The sequence below is a fragment of the Phycicoccus sp. DTK01 genome, assembly GCF_017312765.1.
Lineage (GTDB): Bacteria > Actinomycetota > Actinomycetes > Actinomycetales > Dermatophilaceae > Phycicoccus > Phycicoccus jejuensis.
The window spans coordinates 14,232-34,373 of sequence record NZ_BOPU01000010.1 but is presented as its reverse complement, the minus strand read 5'-3'; the positions used below and the strand labels follow the sequence as shown (position 1 = coordinate 34,373).

The 20,142-nt window shown below is 73.6% G+C and carries 20 protein-coding genes; 10 read left to right on the top strand and 10 right to left on the bottom strand.

Annotated features, from left to right (window positions below; translation table 11 throughout):
* Positions 1–549: a MarR family winged helix-turn-helix transcriptional regulator gene (locus J3473_RS16815; RefSeq protein ID WP_242525933.1), complete on the top strand. Its 549-nt coding sequence runs from the start codon at positions 1–3 to the stop codon at positions 547–549.
* A gap of 32 nt (positions 550–581) precedes the next feature.
* Here the strand turns inward: J3473_RS16815 and J3473_RS16810 are convergent, their stop codons facing one another.
* Entirely contained in the window at positions 582–1,607 is a 1,026-nt protein-coding gene (locus J3473_RS16810; RefSeq protein ID WP_207025032.1) for a LacI family DNA-binding transcriptional regulator, read from the bottom strand.
* Positions 1,608–1,729: 122 nt separating this feature from the next.
* Here J3473_RS16810 and J3473_RS16805 point away from each other — a divergent pair, with 122 nt between their 5' ends.
* The 4 genes from J3473_RS16805 (at position 1,730) to J3473_RS16790 (ending at position 6,560) form a co-directional block, all read left to right on the top strand.
* Positions 1,730–3,613, top strand: a complete 1,884-nt coding sequence (locus J3473_RS16805) for an amidohydrolase (RefSeq protein WP_207025031.1) — start codon at positions 1,730–1,732, stop codon at positions 3,611–3,613.
* Between the two features lie 189 nt (positions 3,614–3,802).
* Entirely contained in the window at positions 3,803–4,345 is a 543-nt protein-coding gene (locus J3473_RS16800; protein ID WP_207025030.1) for a cysteine hydrolase family protein, read from the top strand.
* Between the two features lie 571 nt (positions 4,346–4,916).
* Positions 4,917–5,984 (top strand): DUF1524 domain-containing protein, encoded by a 1,068-nt coding sequence (locus J3473_RS16795; protein WP_207025029.1) that lies wholly within the window; start codon positions 4,917–4,919, stop codon positions 5,982–5,984.
* A 240-nt stretch (positions 5,985–6,224) separates the two neighbouring features.
* Positions 6,225–6,560, top strand: a complete 336-nt coding sequence (locus J3473_RS16790; protein WP_207025028.1) for a hypothetical protein — start codon at positions 6,225–6,227, stop codon at positions 6,558–6,560.
* Between the two features lie 15 nt (positions 6,561–6,575).
* On the opposite strand, the gene J3473_RS16785 is transcribed toward J3473_RS16790, so the two are convergent.
* The 4 genes from J3473_RS16785 to J3473_RS16770 form a co-directional block, all read right to left on the bottom strand.
* Complete coding sequence (locus tag J3473_RS16785) at positions 6,576–7,331, bottom strand: ABC transporter permease (RefSeq protein ID WP_207025027.1); 756 nt, start codon at positions 7,329–7,331, stop codon at positions 6,576–6,578.
* Positions 7,328–8,395, bottom strand: a complete 1,068-nt coding sequence (locus tag J3473_RS16780) for an ATP-binding cassette domain-containing protein (protein WP_207025026.1) — start codon at positions 8,393–8,395, stop codon at positions 7,328–7,330. The genes J3473_RS16785 and J3473_RS16780 overlap by 4 nt, the downstream gene beginning before the upstream one ends.
* Positions 8,396–8,576: 181 nt before the next feature.
* Entirely contained in the window at positions 8,577–8,870 is a 294-nt protein-coding gene (locus tag J3473_RS16775) for a DUF4193 domain-containing protein (RefSeq protein WP_030528457.1), read from the bottom strand.
* A gap of 255 nt (positions 8,871–9,125) precedes the next feature.
* Complete coding sequence (locus tag J3473_RS16770; RefSeq protein ID WP_242525932.1) at positions 9,126–10,274, bottom strand: serine/threonine-protein kinase; 1,149 nt, start codon at positions 10,272–10,274, stop codon at positions 9,126–9,128.
* 264 nt (positions 10,275–10,538) lie between these two features.
* Between J3473_RS16770 and J3473_RS16765 the strand changes: the two genes are divergently transcribed.
* Complete coding sequence (locus J3473_RS16765) at positions 10,539–11,858, top strand: serine hydrolase (protein WP_207025025.1); 1,320 nt, start codon at positions 10,539–10,541, stop codon at positions 11,856–11,858.
* A gap of 31 nt (positions 11,859–11,889) precedes the next feature.
* Here the strand turns inward: J3473_RS16765 and J3473_RS16760 are convergent, their stop codons facing one another.
* On the bottom strand, positions 11,890–13,008 hold the full coding sequence (locus J3473_RS16760) for a YihY/virulence factor BrkB family protein (RefSeq protein WP_207025024.1): 1,119 nt from the start codon (positions 13,006–13,008) through the stop codon (positions 11,890–11,892).
* A gap of 145 nt (positions 13,009–13,153) precedes the next feature.
* Between J3473_RS16760 and J3473_RS16755 the strand changes: the two genes are divergently transcribed.
* The 4 genes from J3473_RS16755 (at position 13,154) to J3473_RS16740 (ending at position 15,962) form a co-directional block, all read left to right on the top strand.
* Complete coding sequence (locus J3473_RS16755; protein ID WP_030528461.1) at positions 13,154–13,798, top strand: hypothetical protein; 645 nt, start codon at positions 13,154–13,156, stop codon at positions 13,796–13,798.
* 267 nt (positions 13,799–14,065) lie between these two features.
* The gene (locus tag J3473_RS16750) at positions 14,066–14,269 is read left to right on the top strand and encodes a hypothetical protein (protein WP_207025023.1); all 204 of its coding nucleotides are present in this window, start codon (positions 14,066–14,068) and stop codon (positions 14,267–14,269) included.
* A 67-nt stretch (positions 14,270–14,336) separates the two neighbouring features.
* Complete coding sequence (locus J3473_RS16745) at positions 14,337–14,960, top strand: DUF47 domain-containing protein (RefSeq protein WP_207025022.1); 624 nt, start codon at positions 14,337–14,339, stop codon at positions 14,958–14,960.
* 6 nt (positions 14,961–14,966) lie between these two features.
* Entirely contained in the window at positions 14,967–15,962 is a 996-nt protein-coding gene (locus J3473_RS16740; RefSeq protein WP_306790193.1) for an inorganic phosphate transporter, read from the top strand.
* Here J3473_RS16740 and J3473_RS16735 read toward each other — a convergent pair.
* From J3473_RS16735 to pstC, 4 genes are all read right to left on the bottom strand, one after another.
* Entirely contained in the window at positions 15,935–17,044 is a 1,110-nt protein-coding gene (locus J3473_RS16735; protein ID WP_207025021.1) for a type IV toxin-antitoxin system AbiEi family antitoxin domain-containing protein, read from the bottom strand. The genes J3473_RS16740 and J3473_RS16735 overlap by 28 nt on opposite strands.
* Positions 17,045–17,283: 239 nt before the next feature.
* Positions 17,284–18,060 (bottom strand): phosphate ABC transporter ATP-binding protein PstB, encoded by a 777-nt coding sequence (gene pstB, locus J3473_RS16730; protein WP_030528466.1) that lies wholly within the window; start codon positions 18,058–18,060, stop codon positions 17,284–17,286.
* A gap of 46 nt (positions 18,061–18,106) precedes the next feature.
* A complete protein-coding gene (gene pstA / locus J3473_RS16725) occupies positions 18,107–19,039 on the bottom strand; it encodes a phosphate ABC transporter permease PstA (RefSeq protein WP_207025020.1) in 933 nt (310 codons plus the stop codon).
* Positions 19,036–20,028 carry a phosphate ABC transporter permease subunit PstC gene (pstC, locus tag J3473_RS16720; protein ID WP_207025019.1) on the bottom strand — a complete coding sequence of 331 codons (993 nt, stop codon included), beginning with the start codon at positions 20,026–20,028 and terminating at the stop codon, positions 19,036–19,038. The genes pstA and pstC overlap by 4 nt, the downstream gene beginning before the upstream one ends.
* Positions 20,029–20,142 lie beyond the last annotated feature (114 nt).

Below are 20,142 nucleotides of genomic sequence, written 5' to 3'. Positions count from 1 at the left end.
GTGCCTGCCGACGACCCCTCGACCCCGGTGTCCTCCCGCGAGCCCCGCGAACCGCGCTGGCTCTCCACCGCCGAGCGTGCCGCGTGGATCCGCGTGGTCTCGGTCCTCGAGCTCCTGCCCGGAGCCCTCGACTCCCAGCTGCGCCGCGACGCCGGACTCACCTTCTTCGAGTACTACCTCCTCGCCCGGCTCTCCGAGGCGCCGAACCGCGTGCTGCGGATGAGTGCTCTCGCGCACGGCACCAACTCGACCTTGCCCCGCCTCTCGCACGTCGTGCGGCGGCTGGAGGACCGGGGCCTCGTCGAACGGCTGCCCTGTCCTGGCGACGGTCGCGCGACGAACGCCCACCTCACGGATGCAGGCTGGGACGCGGTGGTCGCCGCCGCGCCGGAGCACGTCGGGGAGGTGCGCAGCCGCGTGTTCGACGGCCTCGGGCCGGGTCAGGTCGCGCAGCTCACCGCCATCTGCGATGCCGTGCTGACCACGCTCGACACAGAAGGGCGTACGAAGGCTTTCGACGGGCTCGGGGCCAACGGCCCCACCGGCTGACGAGAGGCCGGGCGACCTCAGGTCCGTGCTGCTCAGGAGGCGGTACCGGGCGCGTGGAGGACCAACCGCGGGGGCACCAGCCGATGTCGGCCGAGGCGGCGGCGACCGTGGACCGAGTCGATGAGCAGGTCCACGCTCTCGCGGCCGATCTCGTTCGCGCGCAAGGCGATGCACGGGATGGGCGGTCTGGTGGACGCGTACGCCGGGTTGTCGGTGATGCAGACGACGCGCAGGTCGTGGGGCACCTGCAGGCCGGTGCGGTCGGCGACGTCCAGGACGTGGTGGCCGGAGTCCTCGTACACGCCCACGACGCCGTCCGGCCGATCGTCCCCGGCGAGGAGCGCGGCCGCCGCCGCCGTCTCCGATCCGCGGTAGTCGGGCAGGGGCGCGAACGGGGCGATGCGCACGGCCACCCCGGTGCGTGCGGTCCAGGCCTCGCACCCGGCCAGCAGCTGGGTCGGGAAGGCGTCGTCGTGCTGGGGGAGGAGGAGGGCCGGCCGCCGGGATCCGTTCTCCCACAGGTGGTCCAGCGCCATGATCATAGCGCCGGGGATGTCGCTGTCGACCCACAGCTCGTCGCGTGCCGTCGGCCCGGGGTGGCCCGCGCTGACCATCGGGATGCCGCGCCGCAGCAGGATCTCGCGCACCGGGTCGTCGGCGCGGGGCTCGCTGTGCACGACGCCATCGAGCGGGGTCGACATCCAGGCCCACGAGGTGAGCGAGCTCGGCAGGACGAGGAGGAGGTAGCCGCGGCGCAGGGCCTCCGCCATCGCGCCGAGGACCAGCTCGCGGTAGTAGGAGATCTCGAGGTAGTCGACCGGGTGGTCGCCGTAGAGCGTGAGGGTCAACCCGACGACCCCGGTGCCGCCCCGTTCGCCGGCCCGCGCCGACGTCCACGGGCTGTAGCCCAGCTCGCGGACGGCGTCGAGGACGCGCGCGCGGGTCGGTGTGGCCATCCGGCCCGTGCCGTTCATGACGTTCGAGACGGTGGCAGGGGAGACACCGGCCAGCGCCGCGACCTCGCGGACGGTCGGCCGGGAGCGGTAGCGAGAGGTCATGGGCGCCCCCTTGTGGTGAACACGTTCATCATCGAGCGTCTCGCCCGGGACGTCCACGGCCGCCCGGCCACCGGACGCGCAGGGCGGTGTGACCACCGGCCCACGAGCACGCAGGAGGCGTCATGACGGTCGACCTGACTCGACGAGGACTCATCACCGGCGCAGGAGCGCTGGCGGTCGGAGCGGCAGGGACGGCGGCGGCCGGCCCGGCCGCCGCGACGACCGACCGGAGGCGGCGCATCGCCACCGTGGTCGTCAACGGGAAGGTCTTCACGGCCACGGGGCGCGAACAGCGGCCCCTCGAGGCCGTCGCGATCGACGGCTCGGGGTGCATCGTCGCCGTGGGACGCAACGCCCGGGCCCGCTCCTGGATCGGCCGTGGCACCGAGGTCATCGACGCCGGTGGCGGCACGGTGATGCCGGGCATCCACGACGGCCACATGCACCCGCTCGGCGCGGCGCGGCAGTCGCTCAACCCGTCCCTGCAGAACGCGACGGTGACGGTCACCGAGCTCCAGGCCATCCTGCGGTCCTTCCTCGACGCCTCGGCCGACCGCGGCCCGGACGCCTGGCTGCAGGTCACCGACTGGAACCCCGTCGGCCTCCTGCCCCCGGGGACGGCCGGGCACAAGTCGTTCCTCGACGCCCTCGACACCTCGCGCCCGATCCATCTGCAGGGCAGCGACTTCCACAACAGCCTGGTCAACAGCCGGGCCCTGGCGCTGGCGGGGATCACCCGCAGCACCCCGGACCCGGCGGGTGGCGAGATCGTCCGCGACGCCTCGGGTGAGCCGACCGGTCTCCTCAAGGACACCGCGCAGGGGCTGGTCCAGGACATCGTCCCGCCGCCGTCGGACGCGGAGCTCCAGGGCGCCTACGCGCGGATGGCCGGCTTCCTGCTCTCGCAGGGGGTCGTCGCGTTCATGGATGCCGTCTCCGGCCCGGGCAGCCTCGCCACGTACGCGGCCCTGCAGTCCTCGGGGAAGCTGCTGCAGGACGTGACACCGGCCCTGCTCATCGAGGGGGAGCAGGTCACCGACCCGGCCGGGACGGTCGACTGGCTGCGCACCGTGCGGCGGGAGCACGCAGGCCTGGAGCGGCTGCACCTGTCGACCATCAAGGTGTTCGTCGACGGCGTGATGGAGTTCCCCGCCCAGACCGCCGCCCTCCTGGAGCCCTACCTCGACGCGGACGGGAACCCGACCACCGAGAGCGGGGACCTGTACGTGACGAGCGCGCGCTACCGGCGCCTGGCCGTGGCCCTCGACGCGGCGAGGTGGCAGATGCACTCGCACGCCATCGGTGACGCGGCGGTCCGGGTCGCGCTCGACGCCTACGAGGCCGCGGTGGCCGCGCACGGTGCGCGGGCCCGCGCGCGTCGGCACACGATCGCGCACCTCCAGCTCGTCCACCCCCGCGACGTCCCTCGGTTCGGCCGGCTGGGCGTCCTCGCCTCGATGCAGCTCCAGTGGGCCGTCCGGAACGTCTTCACCCTGGACGCGCTGCGCCCCTATCTCGGGGAGGAGCGGTGGGCCCGCATCTACCCTGCCGCCGCCATCGCCCGGGCGGGCGGCGAGCTCGTCGGCGGGTCCGACTGGCCGGTCGACCAGTTCCGCCCCTTCAACCAGATCGCGACCGCGGTCGACCGGCTGGATCCCACGGGTGACACGACGCCGCTGAACCGGAGCCTGGGCATCTCTCGCGCCGCCAGCCTGAGGATGCACACCGCCGGCGGTGCGCGGCAGCTGCACTCGGACCGCACCGGCACCGTCGAGGTCGGCAAGCGGGCCGACCTCGTCGTGCTCGACCGGGACATCACCCGCGGGCCGGTCGGGGACATCCGGAGCGCGCTGGTGCAGCACACCCTGATCCGAGGTGAGGTCGTCTACTCGGCCGGCTCGGCGGCGGCCCGCAGCGCGCGGACCGTGGATGCGGCGATGACTGCGGTCGAGCGTCACGGACGGGCGGCCCAGCGCCCCGCTCCGCACTCCGCCTGCGGTCACTGACCCCCTCCATCGCGTGACCGGCCGGGGTCTTCCCTGCGCCCGCGGACCCCGGCCGGTCGCGTCCTCCCGTGACGACCCGTCACCCGAAAGCCCGAGGTCGACCTCGCGCAGCCACTCCGCGGTGCCTTCGTGCTGGGATGGGGAGACGGCCCGGCCGCCCGCGGGGCGGCCCCTGACGACAGGACCCCGATGACCACCGCGCTCCTCATCATCGACATCCAGGACGACTACTTCCCCGGCGGCGCGTTCCCCCTCGTCGGGCCCGAGGAGGCCGCCGGCCACGCGGCGGACGTGCTGGACCGGTTCCGCGTGGCCGGCCGCCCCGTCGTCCACGTGCAGCACGTGTGGGACGACCCGGAGGCCGACTTCTTCAGGCCGGGGACGCCGGGCGTCGAGATCCACCACCTCGTCGCGCCGCGGGACGGCGAGCCGGTCGTGCAGAAGGCCTTCCCGAACGCGTTCCGCGACACCGACCTGCGGGCGAAGCTCGCGTCGCTCGGCGTCGACGCGCTCGTCGTCGCCGGGATGATGACGAGCCTCTGCGTCGACGCGACCGTCCGGGCGGCCGCCGACCTCGGGTTCGACGTCACGGTGGTCGCCGACGCCTGTGCTGCACCGGACCTGGAGTTCGGTGGGCGCACGGTCGCCGCCGCCGACGTGCACGCCGCGTTCCTCGCCGCGCTCGCCGACTCGTACGCCACCGTCACGACCGCCGCCGAGCTCGAGGTCTGAGCCTGCGGTCGTCGCGCCGTTCTCGGGACACGGTCCGGCCCGGGCGCCTAGAGTCGCGCCGTCACGGGGGATCGACGTGGGGCACGAGCGTGCCCGGCGTCGCGGTCCCGGGTGCCACGACACGGTCGGGCGTCCGGGGTCGACGGGGCATCGCGGACCGGGGGTCGTCGACCGTCGGGTCATGAGGGAGGAGCCGACGGCATGATCGCGTGGACGGGAGACCCTGCGGGGTCGCACGAACCCGAGCGACGTCCTGCGGCGGGCGCATCGGCCGGCCGACGCGTCGGGCCGGGGTCGGAAGTCGTCGGCGTGCTCGCCATTCTCCTCGTCCTCGTCGCCGGTCTGGGCCTCGCGCTCACCGGGGTGGTCCTCGCCGTCACGCTCGGGCCGTGGCCACTCGCCGCCGGCGTGATGATGACGTCGGCCGCGCTCGCCGGCATCGTCGCGATCGGGCGCGGTCCACGACAGGCCTCCACGCACGCACCCGTCCGATCGGCGGGTCCGTCGTCCGTTCGGACCCTCCTCGGCGGGTCCCCGTGGCGGCAGGGTCGGCCGCGGGCATCCTGTCCGGGTGCGGCACACCGGGAGTCATGACCATCGACTCCCCGGGCTCGGACGGGTGGCGCGCGGGTCCGCCCGCCGGCGACTGACGCTCGGAGCCGGTCTGCTCGCTCTCGTGCTCAGCGGATGTGCGGGGGCGTCGGCCGACGCTCCCACCCCCACCCCCACTGCAGCATCGGGACCCGCGACCACGGTTCCTCCCCTCCCGGGGCCCTCGGCCTCGGGGACGCCCTCTCGCCCGTCGTCCCCGGCAGCGACGCCCGCCCCGGCGCCGTCGCCCCCCGAGCTCGGCACCGCGCTGGCCACGCTCGGCTCGATCCCCGTCAAGGGTCGTGCGGCGAAGTCCGGGTACGACCGCGACCGGTTCGGGCAGGCGTGGGCCGACGTCGACCGCAACGGGTGCGACACCCGCAACGACATCCTCCGGCGTGACCTCTCGGCAGTCACGTTGAAGCGCGGTACGCGCGGGTGCGTCGTCCTGTCGGGGACCCTGCACGACCCCTACACCGGACGCACCCTCGCCTTCGTGCGCGGCGCACGCACCTCCGGCGCGGTGCAGGTCGACCACGTGGTCGCCTTGTCCGACGCCTGGCAGAAGGGCGCTCAGCGCTGGGACGAGGCCACCCGCACGGCGTTCGCGAACGACCCCCTCAACCTGCTCGCCGTCGACGGGCCCACGAACGCGGCGAAGGGCGATGGCGACACCGCGACCTGGCTGCCGCCACGGAAGGCCGCACGCTGCGGGTACGTCGCCCGCCAGGTCGCGGTCAAGAGCCGCTACCGCCTGTGGATGACCGCCGCCGAGCGGGCCGCCGCCGAGCGCGTCCTCGGCGGCTGTCCCGGGCAGGCCGTGCCCACGACGCGACCCGTCGCCCTCGGAGGCGCGCCCGAGGAGCCCGAACCGGCTCCGTCACATCGTGCGACGCCGCGACCGGTCTCCTCCGGGCGCACCCCCGACCCGCGCTTCGGCTCGTGCCGCGCAGCCCTGGCCGCCGGGTACGGCCCCTACGTCGAGGGCCGGGACGTCGAGTACGGCTGGTACCGCGACGGCGACTCCGACGGCACGGTCTGCGAGTAGCCCCGGTCGCACGGAGCTCGTCCAGCCGATCGCGTGGGTCGAGGCCGATGTTGGACAGGAGACCGACGCGCACGCCGTGCCGGCGCAGGCCGACGAGGACGGCACGGAGCATCCCTGCGTCCTGTCAACCGACCGACGACGCGCCGCTCCGGCGGAGATCGCCTCCCTCGACCCGTGGGACGGGTCCGGCAGACTCCGAGGAGCACGGCGCTCCGGGCCGCGAGTGAGGGGAGCAGCACCATGTCCACGCACGAGACACCGCCCGTCCCGGGGTTCGAGCCACCGCCGCGCGGCCCGTCCGGCCCTCCGCTCGTCCGGCTCCAGACCTGGGTCAACATCGTGCTGATCATCACGCTGCTCGCGTCCTGCGGCGCGGCGAGCCGGTCGGGTGACGTCGTCTCCGGGGTCCTCGGTGGTGGGGACGCCGCGTCGAGCGCCCAGGTCGACGACATGTGCCGGCTGCTCGGGGCCGTGGCGCAGAAGCAGGGCATCGACCTCGACACCGTCCTGCCCGAGGGGTCGGGCGACCCGTCCTCGTCCTGCGGGACCCTCGCCCGGGAGCCCGGCACCCCCTGAGGCGCCGGGCCGGCGTCAGGCGTCCTCCTTCCGGAAGGTCGACGTGCCCCACCACATGGCGGCGGCGAAGAGCCCGAGCGCCCAGGCCGACCCCCAGAGCATCCGGTCGTTGCCGAACTCGCCGAGGAACGAGGTGCGGACGGCATCGGTGATCCAGCGCACCGGCATGAAGTCGCTGACGTCCTGGAGCCACTGCTTGCCGAGGGTCATCGGCAGAAGGATGCCCGAGAGCAGGAGCACCGGCATCATCACGACGTTGATGACCGGCGCCATGACGTCCTCGCTCTTCGTCGTCAGCGCGAGGGCGTTGGAGGCGGCGGCGCACGCCCCGCCCATGAGCAGGGTGAGCACGACCCCGAGCGCCGCGCCGCCGGCCGAGGCGTCCATCCCGAGCGCGTAGCCGAGCCCGACGAGCACGAGGGCCTGGACGAACAGCTGCAGCAGGTCGCGCCACAGGCGGCCCATGAGCAGCGCCGTGCGGCTCGCCGGGGTGACCCGCTCGGCCTCGACGACCCCGTCGCGCCACTCCGAGATCAGGCCGAAGCCGGCGAAGAAGGCGCCGAAGAGGCCGAGCTGGACGAGCATCCCCGGGACGAAGAAGGTCCAGCTGTTCGCATAGCCGAACTGCCGGGCGATCGGCTCCAGCAGCGGCCCGAAGAGGAAGAGGTAGAGCACGGGCTGCATGAGCCCGATGAGCACCCACGCCGGGTTGCGCAGGTTCATCCGCAGCTGGCGACGGAAGACGATGAAGGACTGGCGCAGGAAGGTCATGCCCGGACTCCTGTCGGACGGCTGGTGTCGGTGGTCGGCGAGTCGGCGCGGTCGGCGCGCTCGGGGCTGTCGGCGGAGCCGGGCGGGCCGGGATCCTCGGAGGCGGCGCCGGAGTCGCGCAGCGAGCGGCCGGTGAGGGCGAGGAAGACGTCGTCGAGCGTCGGGCGGCGCACCTCGAACGTCGCGAGGTCGGTCCCGGTGACGGCGAGGTCGCGCAGCAGCGGGGGCACGGCCACGGCCGCGCGCGGTACCCGGCCACGGGCGTGCCGACCCTCGACCTCCACGCCCGTCGCGATCGCTCCCAGCCGTGCCGCGACGTCGGCGACGCGGCCGGGGTCGACGACCTCGAGGTCGACGAGGTCGCCGGCCACCTGCGCCTTGAGGTTGTCGCTGGTGTCCGCGGCGACGATCCGGCCGTGGTCGATGACGACGATGCGGTCCGACAGCGTGTCGGCCTCGTCGAGGTAGTGGGTCGTGAGGAAGACGGTGGCCCCGCGTTCCGTGCGCAACCCGGCGATGTGCTGCCAGAGGTTCGCGCGCGCCTGCGGGTCGAGACCGGTCGTCGGCTCGTCGAGGAAGACCAGCGTCGGGTCGTGGACCAGACCCATCGCGATGTCGAGGCGCCGGCGTTGGCCGCCCGACATGGACCTCGGCTGGCGGGTCCACATCCCGGGGAGGTCGAGCTGCTCGAAGAGCTCCCGTCCGCGTCGACGGGCGTCGGCCCCGGACATCCCGTAGAGCATGCCGTGGTCGACGATCTCGTCACCGGCCCGCGCGAAGCTGCCGGTCGAGCCGCTCTGCGAGACGTAGCCGATGCGGCGCCGCACCTCGGCCGGCGCACGCACCACGTCGAAGCCGGCGACGGTGGCGGTGCCCGCGCTCGGCCGCAGCAGCGTCGTGAGCATCCGCAGGGTCGTCGTCTTGCCGGCGCCGTTCGGTCCGAGGAAGCCGACGACCTCGCCCTCGGCGACGTCGAGGTCGACGCCGTCGACCGCTCGGACCTGCTTCTTGGCACGTCCCTCGCGGGTCGTGAAGGTCTGCACGAGGCCTCGTGCCTGGATCATGGTCCCTCCCGGGGGCCCCGTGACGGCGGGGCCGCGTCGTCGCACGGGACGACGGTCGCCGTCCCGTCAGGATGGACCGGGGCCGGCCGCCGGACTCATCGGCGCGGGGTGGGACGCGTGAAGGCCGCACTCCGGTGGAGTGCGGCCTTCGGGGGCGTGCGGTGCGGCGGGTTCCGGACGCTCAGGCGCAGTCGAGGCAGATGCTCGTGCCCGGCTTGGACTCCTGCGAGCGGTGCACGAGGAGGAAGCAGCTGATGCACGAGAACTCGTCGGCCTGGCGCGGGATGACCCGCACCTCGAGGGAGAGGTCGGACAGGTCGGCGCCGGGGAGGGTGAGGCCGTCAACGGCCTCGGTGTCCTCCTCGAGGAGGTCGACGCTGGTGCCGCGGGAGCGGGCGGCGTCGAGCTCGATGATGTTGTCGGACTTCTCCTCTTCGCCGTCACGGACCCGGGGAGCGTCGTAGTCGGTTGCCATGTCAAGCACCTCTCGGTCGGTCTGGGTCGGCTGGGGCGGTGAGGCCGGAGCCATGAGTATGTCGAGGTCAGGGACCTTTGTCAAAGCTTTGTCTGAAGTTTGACGAAGGTGCGTCTGCTCGGTGAACGGCGGGGGGCCCGCCGATGTTCCCGAGGGGTCCCGCAGCCGTCGGCGCGCTGCGTCCGGTGGGTGGTCGACGGGTGTCGACAGGAGGGCTGGTCGACCCCGGACGGGGCCGTCGGCCGCGGGCGTCGGTCAGCGCGTGAGGGCGAGGACGAGGCCGACGGCGAGCGTCGCCGCGAGCACGGCCGTGGCCGGCAGCCAGGCCCAGTGGACGCGCCGGACGCCGTCCTCGCCGACCGTCACCGACGGGCCGGCCGGGACGCTCCCGCGCTCGTGGTGCAGCGCCCGCCGACGTCGACGGCGGACCCGCGGAGCGGCGAGAGGGGCCACCGGGGTGGTGGGGGTCGGGGCGGGGTCGTGGTGGGCGTGCCCCGGTGCGTCCTGGGGTTCGGCCGCCGCGGAACGGCGCTCGGCCGACAGGGCGCGACCCTCGACGTGGTGCGCGGCGACCTCGTCCGGCGTCCGCACTGGCGAGTCGGACAGCTGCTCCCCGAGCTCGCGCGCGCTCGCCGGGCGCTCGTCCGCCCGCTTGGCCAGGCAGCGCTCGACGAGCGCGCGCAGCTCGCCGGTCACGTGCTCGGGCAGCGGCGGCGGCGGGTCGTTGACCTGCGCCAAGGCGGTGGCCACGGGCGTGTTGCGGTCGAACGGCCTTCTGCCGGTGAGCATCTCGTGCGCGACGATGCCGAGGGCGTAGAGGTCGCTGGCGCCCGTGGCGGCCTCGCCCAGGGCCTGCTCGGGGGAGAGGTAGTGCGGTGTGCCGACGACCTCGCCGGTCTGGGTGTGCCCGCTGCCGTCGAGCGCGCGGGCGATGCCGAAGTCCGTGAGCTTCACCGTGCCGTCGGCGGTGAGCAGGATGTTGGCCGGCTTGACATCGCGGTGCACGACCCCGGCCTCGTGCGCGGCGCCGAGGGCGAGCGCGGCCTGGGCCATGACCGACCGCACGCGCTCCGGCGGCTGGGCTCCCTCACGGCGCACGAGGACCGAGAGCGGCTCGCCGTCGACGAGCTCCATCACGAGGTACGCGAGGTGGTCCTCCTCGCCGTAGTCGTAGACGGTCGCGATGTTCGGGTGCGCGAGTCCCGCGGTGTAGAGGGCCTCGTCACGGAAACGGCGGGCGAAGACCGGCTCGCTGTCGGTGCTGGGGCGCAGCACCTTGACGGCGACCGTGCGGTCGAGGACCTCGTCGTCGGCGCGCCACACGTCGCCCATCCCGCCGGAGGCGATGCGTGAGCCCAGCAGGTACCGGCCCCCGAGGCGGTACCCCTGCTGCAGCCGGTTCACCGGTGTCGACTCGTTCGCACGGGGACGACGATACGCCCGTCGGGGCGGTCCGCTCGCCAAGGCTGACCTGCGGTGTTGAGGGTTTGTCGAGATGAGACCGAACCGAGACCCCATCCGCCCCACCCGGCACCGGTGCACCCGTCGCCTCAGGCGTGAGGGGGAGGCCGGAGCCCGCCCTGCGGGGGAGCCGCGGACCTCGGCCCACGGGTAGACCGGAGGAGGGCAGCACGCCCGCGCCACCCGACCCGACCCGAGGGGAACCCGATGACCAGCACCCGACGACTCCACCGCCTCCGCGCCGGCCTCGCCCTCGGCGCGGTCGGCGCCCTGACCGCCACCGGCGCCGCCCAGGCCGCCCCCGCCCCGGCCGCGACGGAGGCCTCGCCGGTGGCTGCGGTGACGGCCGACGACCGGGCCGCCGCCCGCGCGCGCCTCGACGACCGCCTCGAGGAGCTGACCGCCGCCGGGGCCGTGGGCGCCGTCGCCCACAGCCGCGGCGCCACCGGGCGCGCCTGGAACGGGGCGGCCGGCGTCCGCACCATCGACGCCGCGCGCCCGGCCCGGCCCGGCGACACCGCGCGCGTCGCGAGCGTCACCAAGGCGATGGTCGCCGTCCTCGCGCTGCAGGAGGTCGACCGCCAGCGGTGGACGCTCGAGACGACCGTCGACGACGTCTGGCCGGGGCTGCTGCCCGGCCACGGTGACGTCACCCTCGAGCAGCTGCTCTCGCACCGCAGCGGCCTGCCCGACTACCTCGTGCCGCTCCTCGGCGACGCGCAGACCGGCACCGAGCTCGTCGACGTCCTCACCCGGGACCGCACCGACCGGCAGCTCGTGCGGGCCGGGCTCTCCCAGCCCTGGCTGTTCGAGCCCGGCACGTCCTTCTCGTACTCCAACACCAACTACGTCGTCGTCGGGCTCATGCTGCAGCGCGCGACGCACCGCTCGGTCGCCTCGCTCCTCCAGCAGCGCGTCTTCCGCCCGGCCGGGATGCGCGACGCCCGCTTCCCGACCGTCGGACGGACCTTCTCCGGGCCGACGCACCTCGGCGACTACGCCGTGCTCGAGCGGCCCTACCTGCTCGACGGCACGAGCTCGAGCGTCTTCTCGTCGGCGGGCGCGGTCGTCGCGAGCGCCGCGGACATCGGGTCCTTCTACCGCTCCCTCATGGCGGGCCGGCTCGTCTCGAAGCGCTCGCTGGCGCAGATGCTCACCCCGCGCACCACCGAGCCGCTCGCCTACGGCCTCGGCGTCTACCGCGCGACCGACCCCTGCCCGGACGCCTCCGGGCAGCCCGGCACCCTCTACGGCCACGACGGCGCCTCGTTCGGCACCATCACGCTCGTCTTCACCTCCGCCGACGGCACCCGCCAGGCGAGTGTCGCCTTCGGTGGACGGCAGTACACCGCCGACGCACCGACCCTCCCGGCGGCCAACCAGGTCCTCGTCGACGCGCTCGTCTCGACGTGCCCCCGGCCCGTGCCGCCGGGGGCGGCGCAGCGCAGCCTCGGCGAGCTCGACCGGCTCTCGGCCGGCCTCGACACCCGGGCCGAGGCCCTGCCCGAGGCGCTCGCGGCCCGGTGAGGGCGGCTCCTCCCGCGGGGCGCCTGCCGGCTCAGCGGCGGCGGGCGCCCTGCGAGGGCAGCGGCTCGAGCTCGACGCCGTCGGCGCGCTCGTCGTGCGGCCGCGGCTCCGGGATGCCCCGCCGCAGCCGGCGCCCCGCGCGGACCCGCTCGTCGAGCTTCTCCTTGGCCTTCTCCGCGCCCGAGGCGTCCTTGAGCGGCAGCTGGACCGTGTGCTCCGCCTTGATGCCCGCCTCGAGCTCGCGGACCCGCTCGAGCTCGGCGTCGACCTCGGCACCGAAGAGCAGCGCGAGGTTGGTGATCCACAGCCAGAGGAGGAAGACGATGATGCCGGCGAGCGAGCCGTAGGTCTTCGCGTAGGAGCCGAACGTCGTCACGTAGAACCCGAAGCCGACCGAGGCGAGGACCCAGACGCCGATCGCGACCGCGGCCCCGACGGAGACCCAGCGGAAGCGCGGCTGGCGCACGTTGGGCGTCCAGTAGTAGAGCACCGCGACCATGACGACGACGACACCGAGCATCACCGGCCACTTGGCGACGGAGAAGACGGTGACGGTGGCCGCCTGCAGCCCGATCCGGCTGCCGACGACGTCGGCGAGCGGGCCGCTGACGACGAGCCCGACGAGCACGAGGCCCGCCATCACGACGAGACCGAGGGTGATGAGGACCTGCTGCGGCCGCAGCTTCCACACCGGACGCCCCTCGGGCACCTCGTAGACGCGGTTGAGTGCCCGGCCGAACGCGCCGACGTAGCCCGAGGCGGAGAAGAGGGCGGTGCCGATGCCGAGGACCAGCGCGAACCCGGCGCCGCTCGCGCCGATCATCGAGCGGATGGGCTCCTGCAGCTGGTCGGCCGCGTCGCCCTGACCGAGCTGACGCACGATGTCGAGCAGCTGCTGGGTCGTCGACTCGCCCTGCCCGAACACGCCGAGCAGCGAGACGAGCGCGAGGATCGCGGGGAAGATCGCCAGCACCGAGTAGTACGTGAGGGCGGCGGCGAGGTCGGTGCACTGGTCGCGCTGGAACTCCGCGAACGCGGCCTTGGCGGTCCGGCGCCATCCGCGGGGGCTGACGTCGGTGGGCGAGTCCGGCGTGCGGTCGCGGCCGGCCCCGGGCTCGCGCCGCCGGTCGGCGGGTGCGTCGGTGGCCATGGTCGTCCTCCGGGGGTGCGGGGGTGCCCGGCGGGGCACGGCGGTCCCTCCCAACCTAGCCGGGGCCACCCGCATCGGCGCTGGTGAGGGCGCCTCGATGCCCCGTGCCGCCACGGGGCGGCGTGCGAGGTGCGAGACTGCCCGGATGACGAGCGACGGAGGACGACCCGTGCCGCGCCGGCCGGTGCGCTTCGGCCCGGACGCCCTCGAGGCCCACGGCGGCACCCTGCCCGGCCCCGCCGAGACCACCGAGATGGCACACCAGACGGCCGCCATCCTCGTCGGCGCGGGACGCGCGGCCCACGACCCGCAGGTCACCTCGCGCCTCGTCTCGCTCGTCGACGACCTCGGCCTCTCGACCGTCGCGGACCTGTGGTCCTCACGGCCGGGACGCTCCCTGCCCGGCGCGCTGTGGCGGCTCTACGCGCTGCGCGAGTGGGTGCGGCGCAGCCCGGAGGCCGCCAGCCGCGAGTACGCGGCGGGCATCCGGTTCACCGACGTCGCGCACGTCGTCGCGGGCATCGCCGAGCCGCCCGAGCCCGCCGAGCTCATGCGCGTCGCCGACCAGATCCTCGCCGGCGTCTTCGAGGGCGACCTCGCCGTGGCGCTGGAACGGGCGTCGGCGTTCTGCGCGGTCATCGCCGCCGGACGCGCCGAGCTCGCCCACGACCACGACGTCCTCGACCCCCTCTCGGCCACCGACCTCACGCGCAGCGGCGCCGCGCTGCTCGCGACCGGTGAGGACCTGCGGGCCAGCGCGCGGCTCTGGCGCACCGGCGAGCTCGACTGAGAGCCCTCCGGCCCGTCCGGCGGTCCCGTCGACGGATCCGTCCCCGCATCGGGAACATCCCCGGCCGGGGCACGCGTTATGGTCTTCCGTGGGTGCCGGGCCGCGGCAGCCCCGGGTCCCAACATCAGCCGCTACGAGCGGCCACGCGCCGTGAGGCGCTCCCGGTCCGGCATCCACCCTCATCGCCCCGCGGCCGTCTTGGACGCCGCGCCCGTTCGTCCGGTCGGCGTCCTGCCGTCATGCGGTGTTTGCCCCTACGGTGACGACATGCCACCGGACGACCCGCTGACCGACGACGCGCTCCAGGAGGAGATCGAGCTCGTCGGAGCGCTCGTGCTCGAGGCCTCGGCCAGCGACGGCCCCATGGACCAGGAGCACATCGACGCCGTCCTCGGGGTCGGGGAGGGCGACGCACCGGCGGAGTCAGACGCCGACGGGGACGACGCGACCGCGGAGGATGCGGGGTCCTGACGCGGGGTGTCGTGCGGGGGCCTAGCCTGTACCCGAGCACCAGGCCGTTCCCCGGGAGACCTTCATCGTGGGCTTTCGCCGCACCCCGTCCGACCCCTCCTTCTTCGCGCTGTTCGCCGACTCGGCCCGACAGCTCGTCGAGGGCGCGGGGGCGCTGACCGCGCTCCTCGGGGCGGACGCGGACGAGCGCGAGGCCATCCTCAAGCAGATGCACGAGATCGAGGCCGCGGCCGACGACGCGACGCGCGCGATCGTCCGCAAGGTCGGCGGCTCGTTCGTCACGCCGTTCGACCGCTCCGACATCCACGCCCTCGCGGTCGCCCTCGACCAGTGCGTCGACCTCATGGAGGCCGCGGTCGACCTCATCGTCCTCTACCGCGTCGACGAGCTGATGCCGCGCGTGGCCAAGCAGGTCGAGGTGATCCAGCGGATGGCGGAGCTGACGTCCGACGCGATGCCCCGGCTGCGCTCGCTCAAGGAGATGGACGCCTACTGGGTGGAGATCAACCGGCTCGAGAACCGGGCGAACAAGCAGTACCGCCGGATGCTCGCCGACCTCTTCAACGCCAAGAAGGCCGACCCCCTGACGGTCATGAAGCACAAGGACATCATCGACGCGCTCGAGGCCACCGCGAACGGCTTCGAGCACGTGGCGATGACCGTCGAGGCGATCGCCGTCCGGGAGTCCTGACCGGTCGTGGAGTGGTGGCCCGCGGCCCTCGTCGTCGTCCTCGCGATGGGCTTCACGTACACGAACGGCTTCCACGACTCGGCGAACGCCATCGCGACCTCGGTCTCGACGCGGGCGCTCACGCCCCGCATCGCCCTGGCGCTGGCGGCGGTCATGAACCTCGCCGGCGGGTTCGTCGGCGTGCGCGTGGCCGAGACCGTCGGCGGTGACATCGTCTCGGTGCCGACCGGGCCCACGGGGATCGTCCTGTGCGTCGGCGCGCTGCTCGGTGCGACCGGCTGGAACCTGCTCACCTGGTGGCGGGGACTGCCGTCGTCGTCGACGCACGCACTGATCGGCGGCCTCGGCGGGGCGGCGCTCGCGGCCGGGGCGACCGTCAAGTGGGACAGCATCCTCGACAAGGTCGTCGTGCCGATGCTCGTCTCGCCGGTCGTGGGGCTGGCCGGCGGGTTCGTGCTGATGACGCTCATCCTGTGGGTCTTCCGGGGGGCGCGGCCGGGGCCGGCGGTGCGCGGCTTCCGGTACGCGCAGACGGTGTCGGCGGCGGCGATGGCGTTCGGCCACGGGATGCAGGACGCCTCGAAGACCGCCGGTGTCGTCGTGCTCGCGCTCGTGGCCGGGGGGCACCGGGGGGCCGACGACGCGTCGGTGCCGTGGTGGGTGCTCGCGCTGTCGGCGGTGGTGCTCTCGCTCGGGACGTACGCCGGTGGGTGGCGGATCATCCGCACGCTGGGGCGCGGGATCATCCACCTCGACCCGCCGCAGGGGTTCGCGGCCGAGGCGTCGGCGGCGTCCGTGCTGTGGGTCGCGACGATGACCGGGGCGCCGGTCTCGACGACGCACGCCATCACGGCGGCGATCACGGGGGCCGGGGCGACGCGCTCGGCCAAGGCGGTGCGGTGGGGCGTGGCGCGCTCCATCGTCATCGGCTGGCTACTCACCTTCCCCGGCGCCGGCCTCGCGGCCGCCCTCGTCTACGCCGCCCTCTCCCCCCTCACCTGACCCCGCCTCTCCCGACTTCTTGCGAGTTCAGCCGCTCGACGCGCCGGTGTGAGGCCCGGAAAGCGGTCGAACTCGCAATCAGTGGGCGGGCGTCGGCAGCAGCTGCACCGCAGGACCGCCCGATGGCCCGTCGCCGCCGCGGCGGCGACCGCGCGGTGCCAGCGGGTGACCACCGCGAGAGGGGACTCGGTGCGCTCGCGGGAGGTCCAGCGGACCATCTGCAGCCCGAGGGAGCGGATCGACTCGGCCCGGTCGTGCGATCTGAGCAGCCGGGTGGCGACGTCGGCCGGTGCGTCGCCGAACCCGAGCTCGGGGGCGCCGAGGAACTTGCCGCGGCCGTCGGCCTCCCCGGCGACCCCCAGGGTCGGCCAGGCGACGTCGACCCGCCCGAGCCACTCGCCGTCCGGGGTGAACACGTCGACCTGCGGCACGCCGAGGGGCATCCCCCAACCGTGGAAGGTCACGGCCGAAGCGGACTCGAGCCAGCTCTCGCGCCGGGGGTCGGCGAAGGCGAACATGGCGTCGGCGCCCGTGACCCCGGGCCAGCGGCGCTGCCCGCGTCGGACGGAGGTCAGCTCCGCCGCGCTGCACGCACCGGAACGGAGCGCGGCGTCGGCGATGGCCACGGCCTCGGGCAGGTGGAGCGAGCGGCTGCAGTCGACGACGGTGCGGGCGACGCTCGTCACGTCGACCTCGGCGAGGCTGGTGCGTTCGTCGTCGGGGAGCCCGCCGCGCCGCAGGTCGAGCCATTCGTGGTGGCTGGTCGTCGAGTCGTCGTCGACGGTGAGGACGGCCAGCGGGAGCCGGCGAGAGGGCAACGGAAGACCGTGCAGACCGGCAGCGCTGACGTGGCTCGTGACGTAGCCGGGGTGCGCCCGGTGCGCGGCGTCGGCGAGTCCGAGGTGCTGGTCCCACGGGGCAGTGCCGTGCCAGGTGTCCGTCACGGCGAAGAGCCCTCGGTGCACCCGGGTCAGGACCTCGCGCTCGACGGCGCGTGCGACCTGGTGCCGCGTCACCCCGGCGTCGGCCGCGTCGTCGAGGAAGAAGGGTTGGGGCAGGGCCTGGAGGCGGGTGAGCAGCACCCGGTCGATGCTGGGACGCGACCGATGAGCGCCGCCAGTGGCCACCGCTGATCTGTGGACGACGGCCGGCGGTCCGCACCCCTGTGGACGACGCCCCGGTCACTCCCGATCCACCCGACTTATTGCGAGTTCCGCCGCTCGACACGCTGCAGGGGGGCGTGTCGAGCGGCGGAACTCGCAATAAGTCGGAAAGGAGGGGGTCGCGGGTGGTGGTGTGGGAGGGGGCTGGGTCTGGCGGATCAGCCGAAGCGGCCGCTGATGTAGTCCTCGGTCGCCTTCTCGGTCGGGTTGGAGAAGATGCGCTGGGTGTCGCCGACCTCGACGAGGCGCCCGGGCTCGCCGGTGGCCTTGAGGTTGAAGAACGCCGTCTGGTCCGAGACGCGCGCCGCCTGCTGCATGTTGTGCGTGACGATGACGATCGTGTAGTCGGACTTCAGCTCGTTGATGAGGTCCTCGATGGCCAGCGTCGAGATCGGGTCGAGCGCCGAGCACGGCTCGTCCATGAGGAGCACCTGCGGGTTCACGGCGATGGCGCGCGCGATGCACAGCCGCTGCTGCTGCCCGCCCGAGAGGCCGGCGCCGGGCTTGTCGAGGCGGTCCTTGACCTCGTTCCAGAGGTTCGCGCCCTTGAGCGAGGTCTCGACGACCTCGTCGAGCTTCTTCTTGTTCTTCAGCCCGTTGAGCTTCAGCCCGGCGGCGACGTTGTCGCGGATGGACATCGTCGGGAACGGGTTTGGTCGCTGGAACACCATCCCGACCGTCCGGCGCACCGCCACGGGGTCCATCGAGGAGGCGTAGAGGTCCTGGTCGTCGAGCATGACCGAGCCGTCGACGCGGCCGCCGGGGATCACCTCGTGCATCCGGTTGAGGGTGCGCAGCACGGTCGACTTGCCGCAGCCGGACGGGCCGATGAAGGCGGTGACGGAGCGGGGCTCCACGGTCATCGTCACGCCCTCGACGGCCTTGAAGTCGCCGTAGTAGATGTCGAGGTCCTTGACGTCGATGCGCTTGGCCATGGGTGCGGTGTCTCTTTCCGGAGGTGGTCGTCGGGGACGTCGGGGGTCAGCTCTTGACCTTGCTGAAGCGGCCGACGAAGCGGCCCAGCAGGTTGAGCAGGAAGACGAGGAGGATGAGGGTGAGCGAGGCGCCCCAGACCCGGTCCAGGGCCGGCTGGAGGGCCTCGGTGCGGTCCTGGTTGATCATCGTCGGCAGGGTCGCCATGAGGCCGCCGAACAGGTCGGTCGCGATGACCTTCGTGTACGGGCCGAGGATGATGAGCGGCGCCGTCTCGCCCATGACGCGGGCGAGGCCGAGCAGGATGCCGGTGACGATGCCCGAGAACGCGGTCGGGACGACGACCTTCATGATCGTCTTCCACTTCGGCACACCGAGCGCGTACGACGCCTCGCGCAGCTCGTTGGGGACGAGCTTGAGCATCTCCTCGGTCGAGCGCACGACCGTCGGGATCATGAGCAGGGTCAGCGCGAGCGTCACCGCGAAGGCGACCCGCTGGAAGCCGAACGTCGTCACCCAGAGCGCGTAGATGAACAGCGCTGCGACGATGGAGGGGATGCCGGTGAGGATGTCGACCATGAACGAGACGACCCGGGCGAGGCGCCCGCGGCCGTACTCCACGAGGTAGACGGCGGTCAGCACGCCGACGGGCACCGACATCACGGCGGTGACGACGGCCTGGATGAGCGTGCCCTGGATGGCGTGGACGGCGCCGCCGCCCTCGCGCCGCGAGGTGATGCCGGCCTGGCTGTTGGTCCACCACTGCGCCTCGAGCAGCATGTGGCCGCCCTTGACGAGCGTCGAGCCGAGGATCCAGACCAGCGGCACGACGGCGATGGCGAAGGCCAGCCACATGACGACCTTCGCGAGGAGGTCCTTCGCGGCGCGGCCGCCGGACTTCTCGCCGAGGCCGCGGGTCGGGGAGGACCCGGTGCCGGGGGGCGTCGTGGGGGCGGTGGTGTCGAGCTGGGCGGTGCTCATTCGGAGAAGGCCTTCCTGCGCTCGATGACGATGCGGGCGGCGGCGTTGACGAGGAACGTCACGACGAAGAGCACGAGGCCGGCGGCGATGTACGCACCGGTCTTCTGCGGGGTGTCGAACTCGCTCGCGCCGCCGGCGATCTTCGAGGCGAAGGTGGAACCGCCGTTGAAGATCGAGAAGCTCCACTCCTTCGTCGGGCTGAGGGTCGACAGGAGGATGAGGACGGCGAGGGTCTCGCCGAGCGCACGACCGAGGCCGAGCATCGCCGCGCTGATGATGCCGGGCTTGCCGTAGGGCAGCACCGCGACGCGGATCATCTCCCACTTCGTCGCGCCGAGGGCGAGCGCGCCCTCCTTGTGCGTCGTCGGCACCTGGGCGAAGACCTCGCGGGAGATGGCCGTGACGATCGGCAGGATCATGATCGCGAGGATGACGCCGGCGAAGGCGAGGGTGCTCTTGGCGCTGACGTTCTGGTCGGAGAGGAACGGGATCCAGCCGAGCGCGCCCTGGAGGAGGCCCGCGACCGGCTCGAAGTACTGGCCCGCGATGTTGAGCCCCCAGAAGCCGTAGACGATCGAGGGGACGGCGGCGAGCAGGTCGACGGTGGCGGCCGCCGGGCGGGAGAGCCAGCGCGGCGCGTACTGCGTGATGAAGAGGGCCACGGCGACGCCGAGCGGCACCGCGATGACCATCGCGATGACCGAGGTGACGAGGGTGCCCCAGGCGAGGTCGGCGATGCCGAAGCGCGGGTTCGCGCCGCTCGGGCTCCACTCGCGCGAGAGGAGGAAGTTGGCGTCGTTGTTCATGAGCGACGGCACGGCCTGCACGAGCAGGAAGACGCCGACGAGCGTCACGATCGCGACGACGAGCAGGCCCGAGCCGGTGGCGAGACCGCCGAAGATGCGGTCGCCCAGCCGGCCGGTGGAGGCGCGGTCGGCGTCGTGCGGGTCGTCGTCGATCGTCGAGCGGCCGGTGATGGAGGTCGTCACGTCGTCCTCGGTCTCGGTGGGGGTGGTGGTCGTGCCAGAGGGCGGGCCGGTGGTTCCGGCCCGCCCCCGTGGCGGGTGGTCGGGGCGGCGAGACGCTCCGACCGGGTGGCGCCG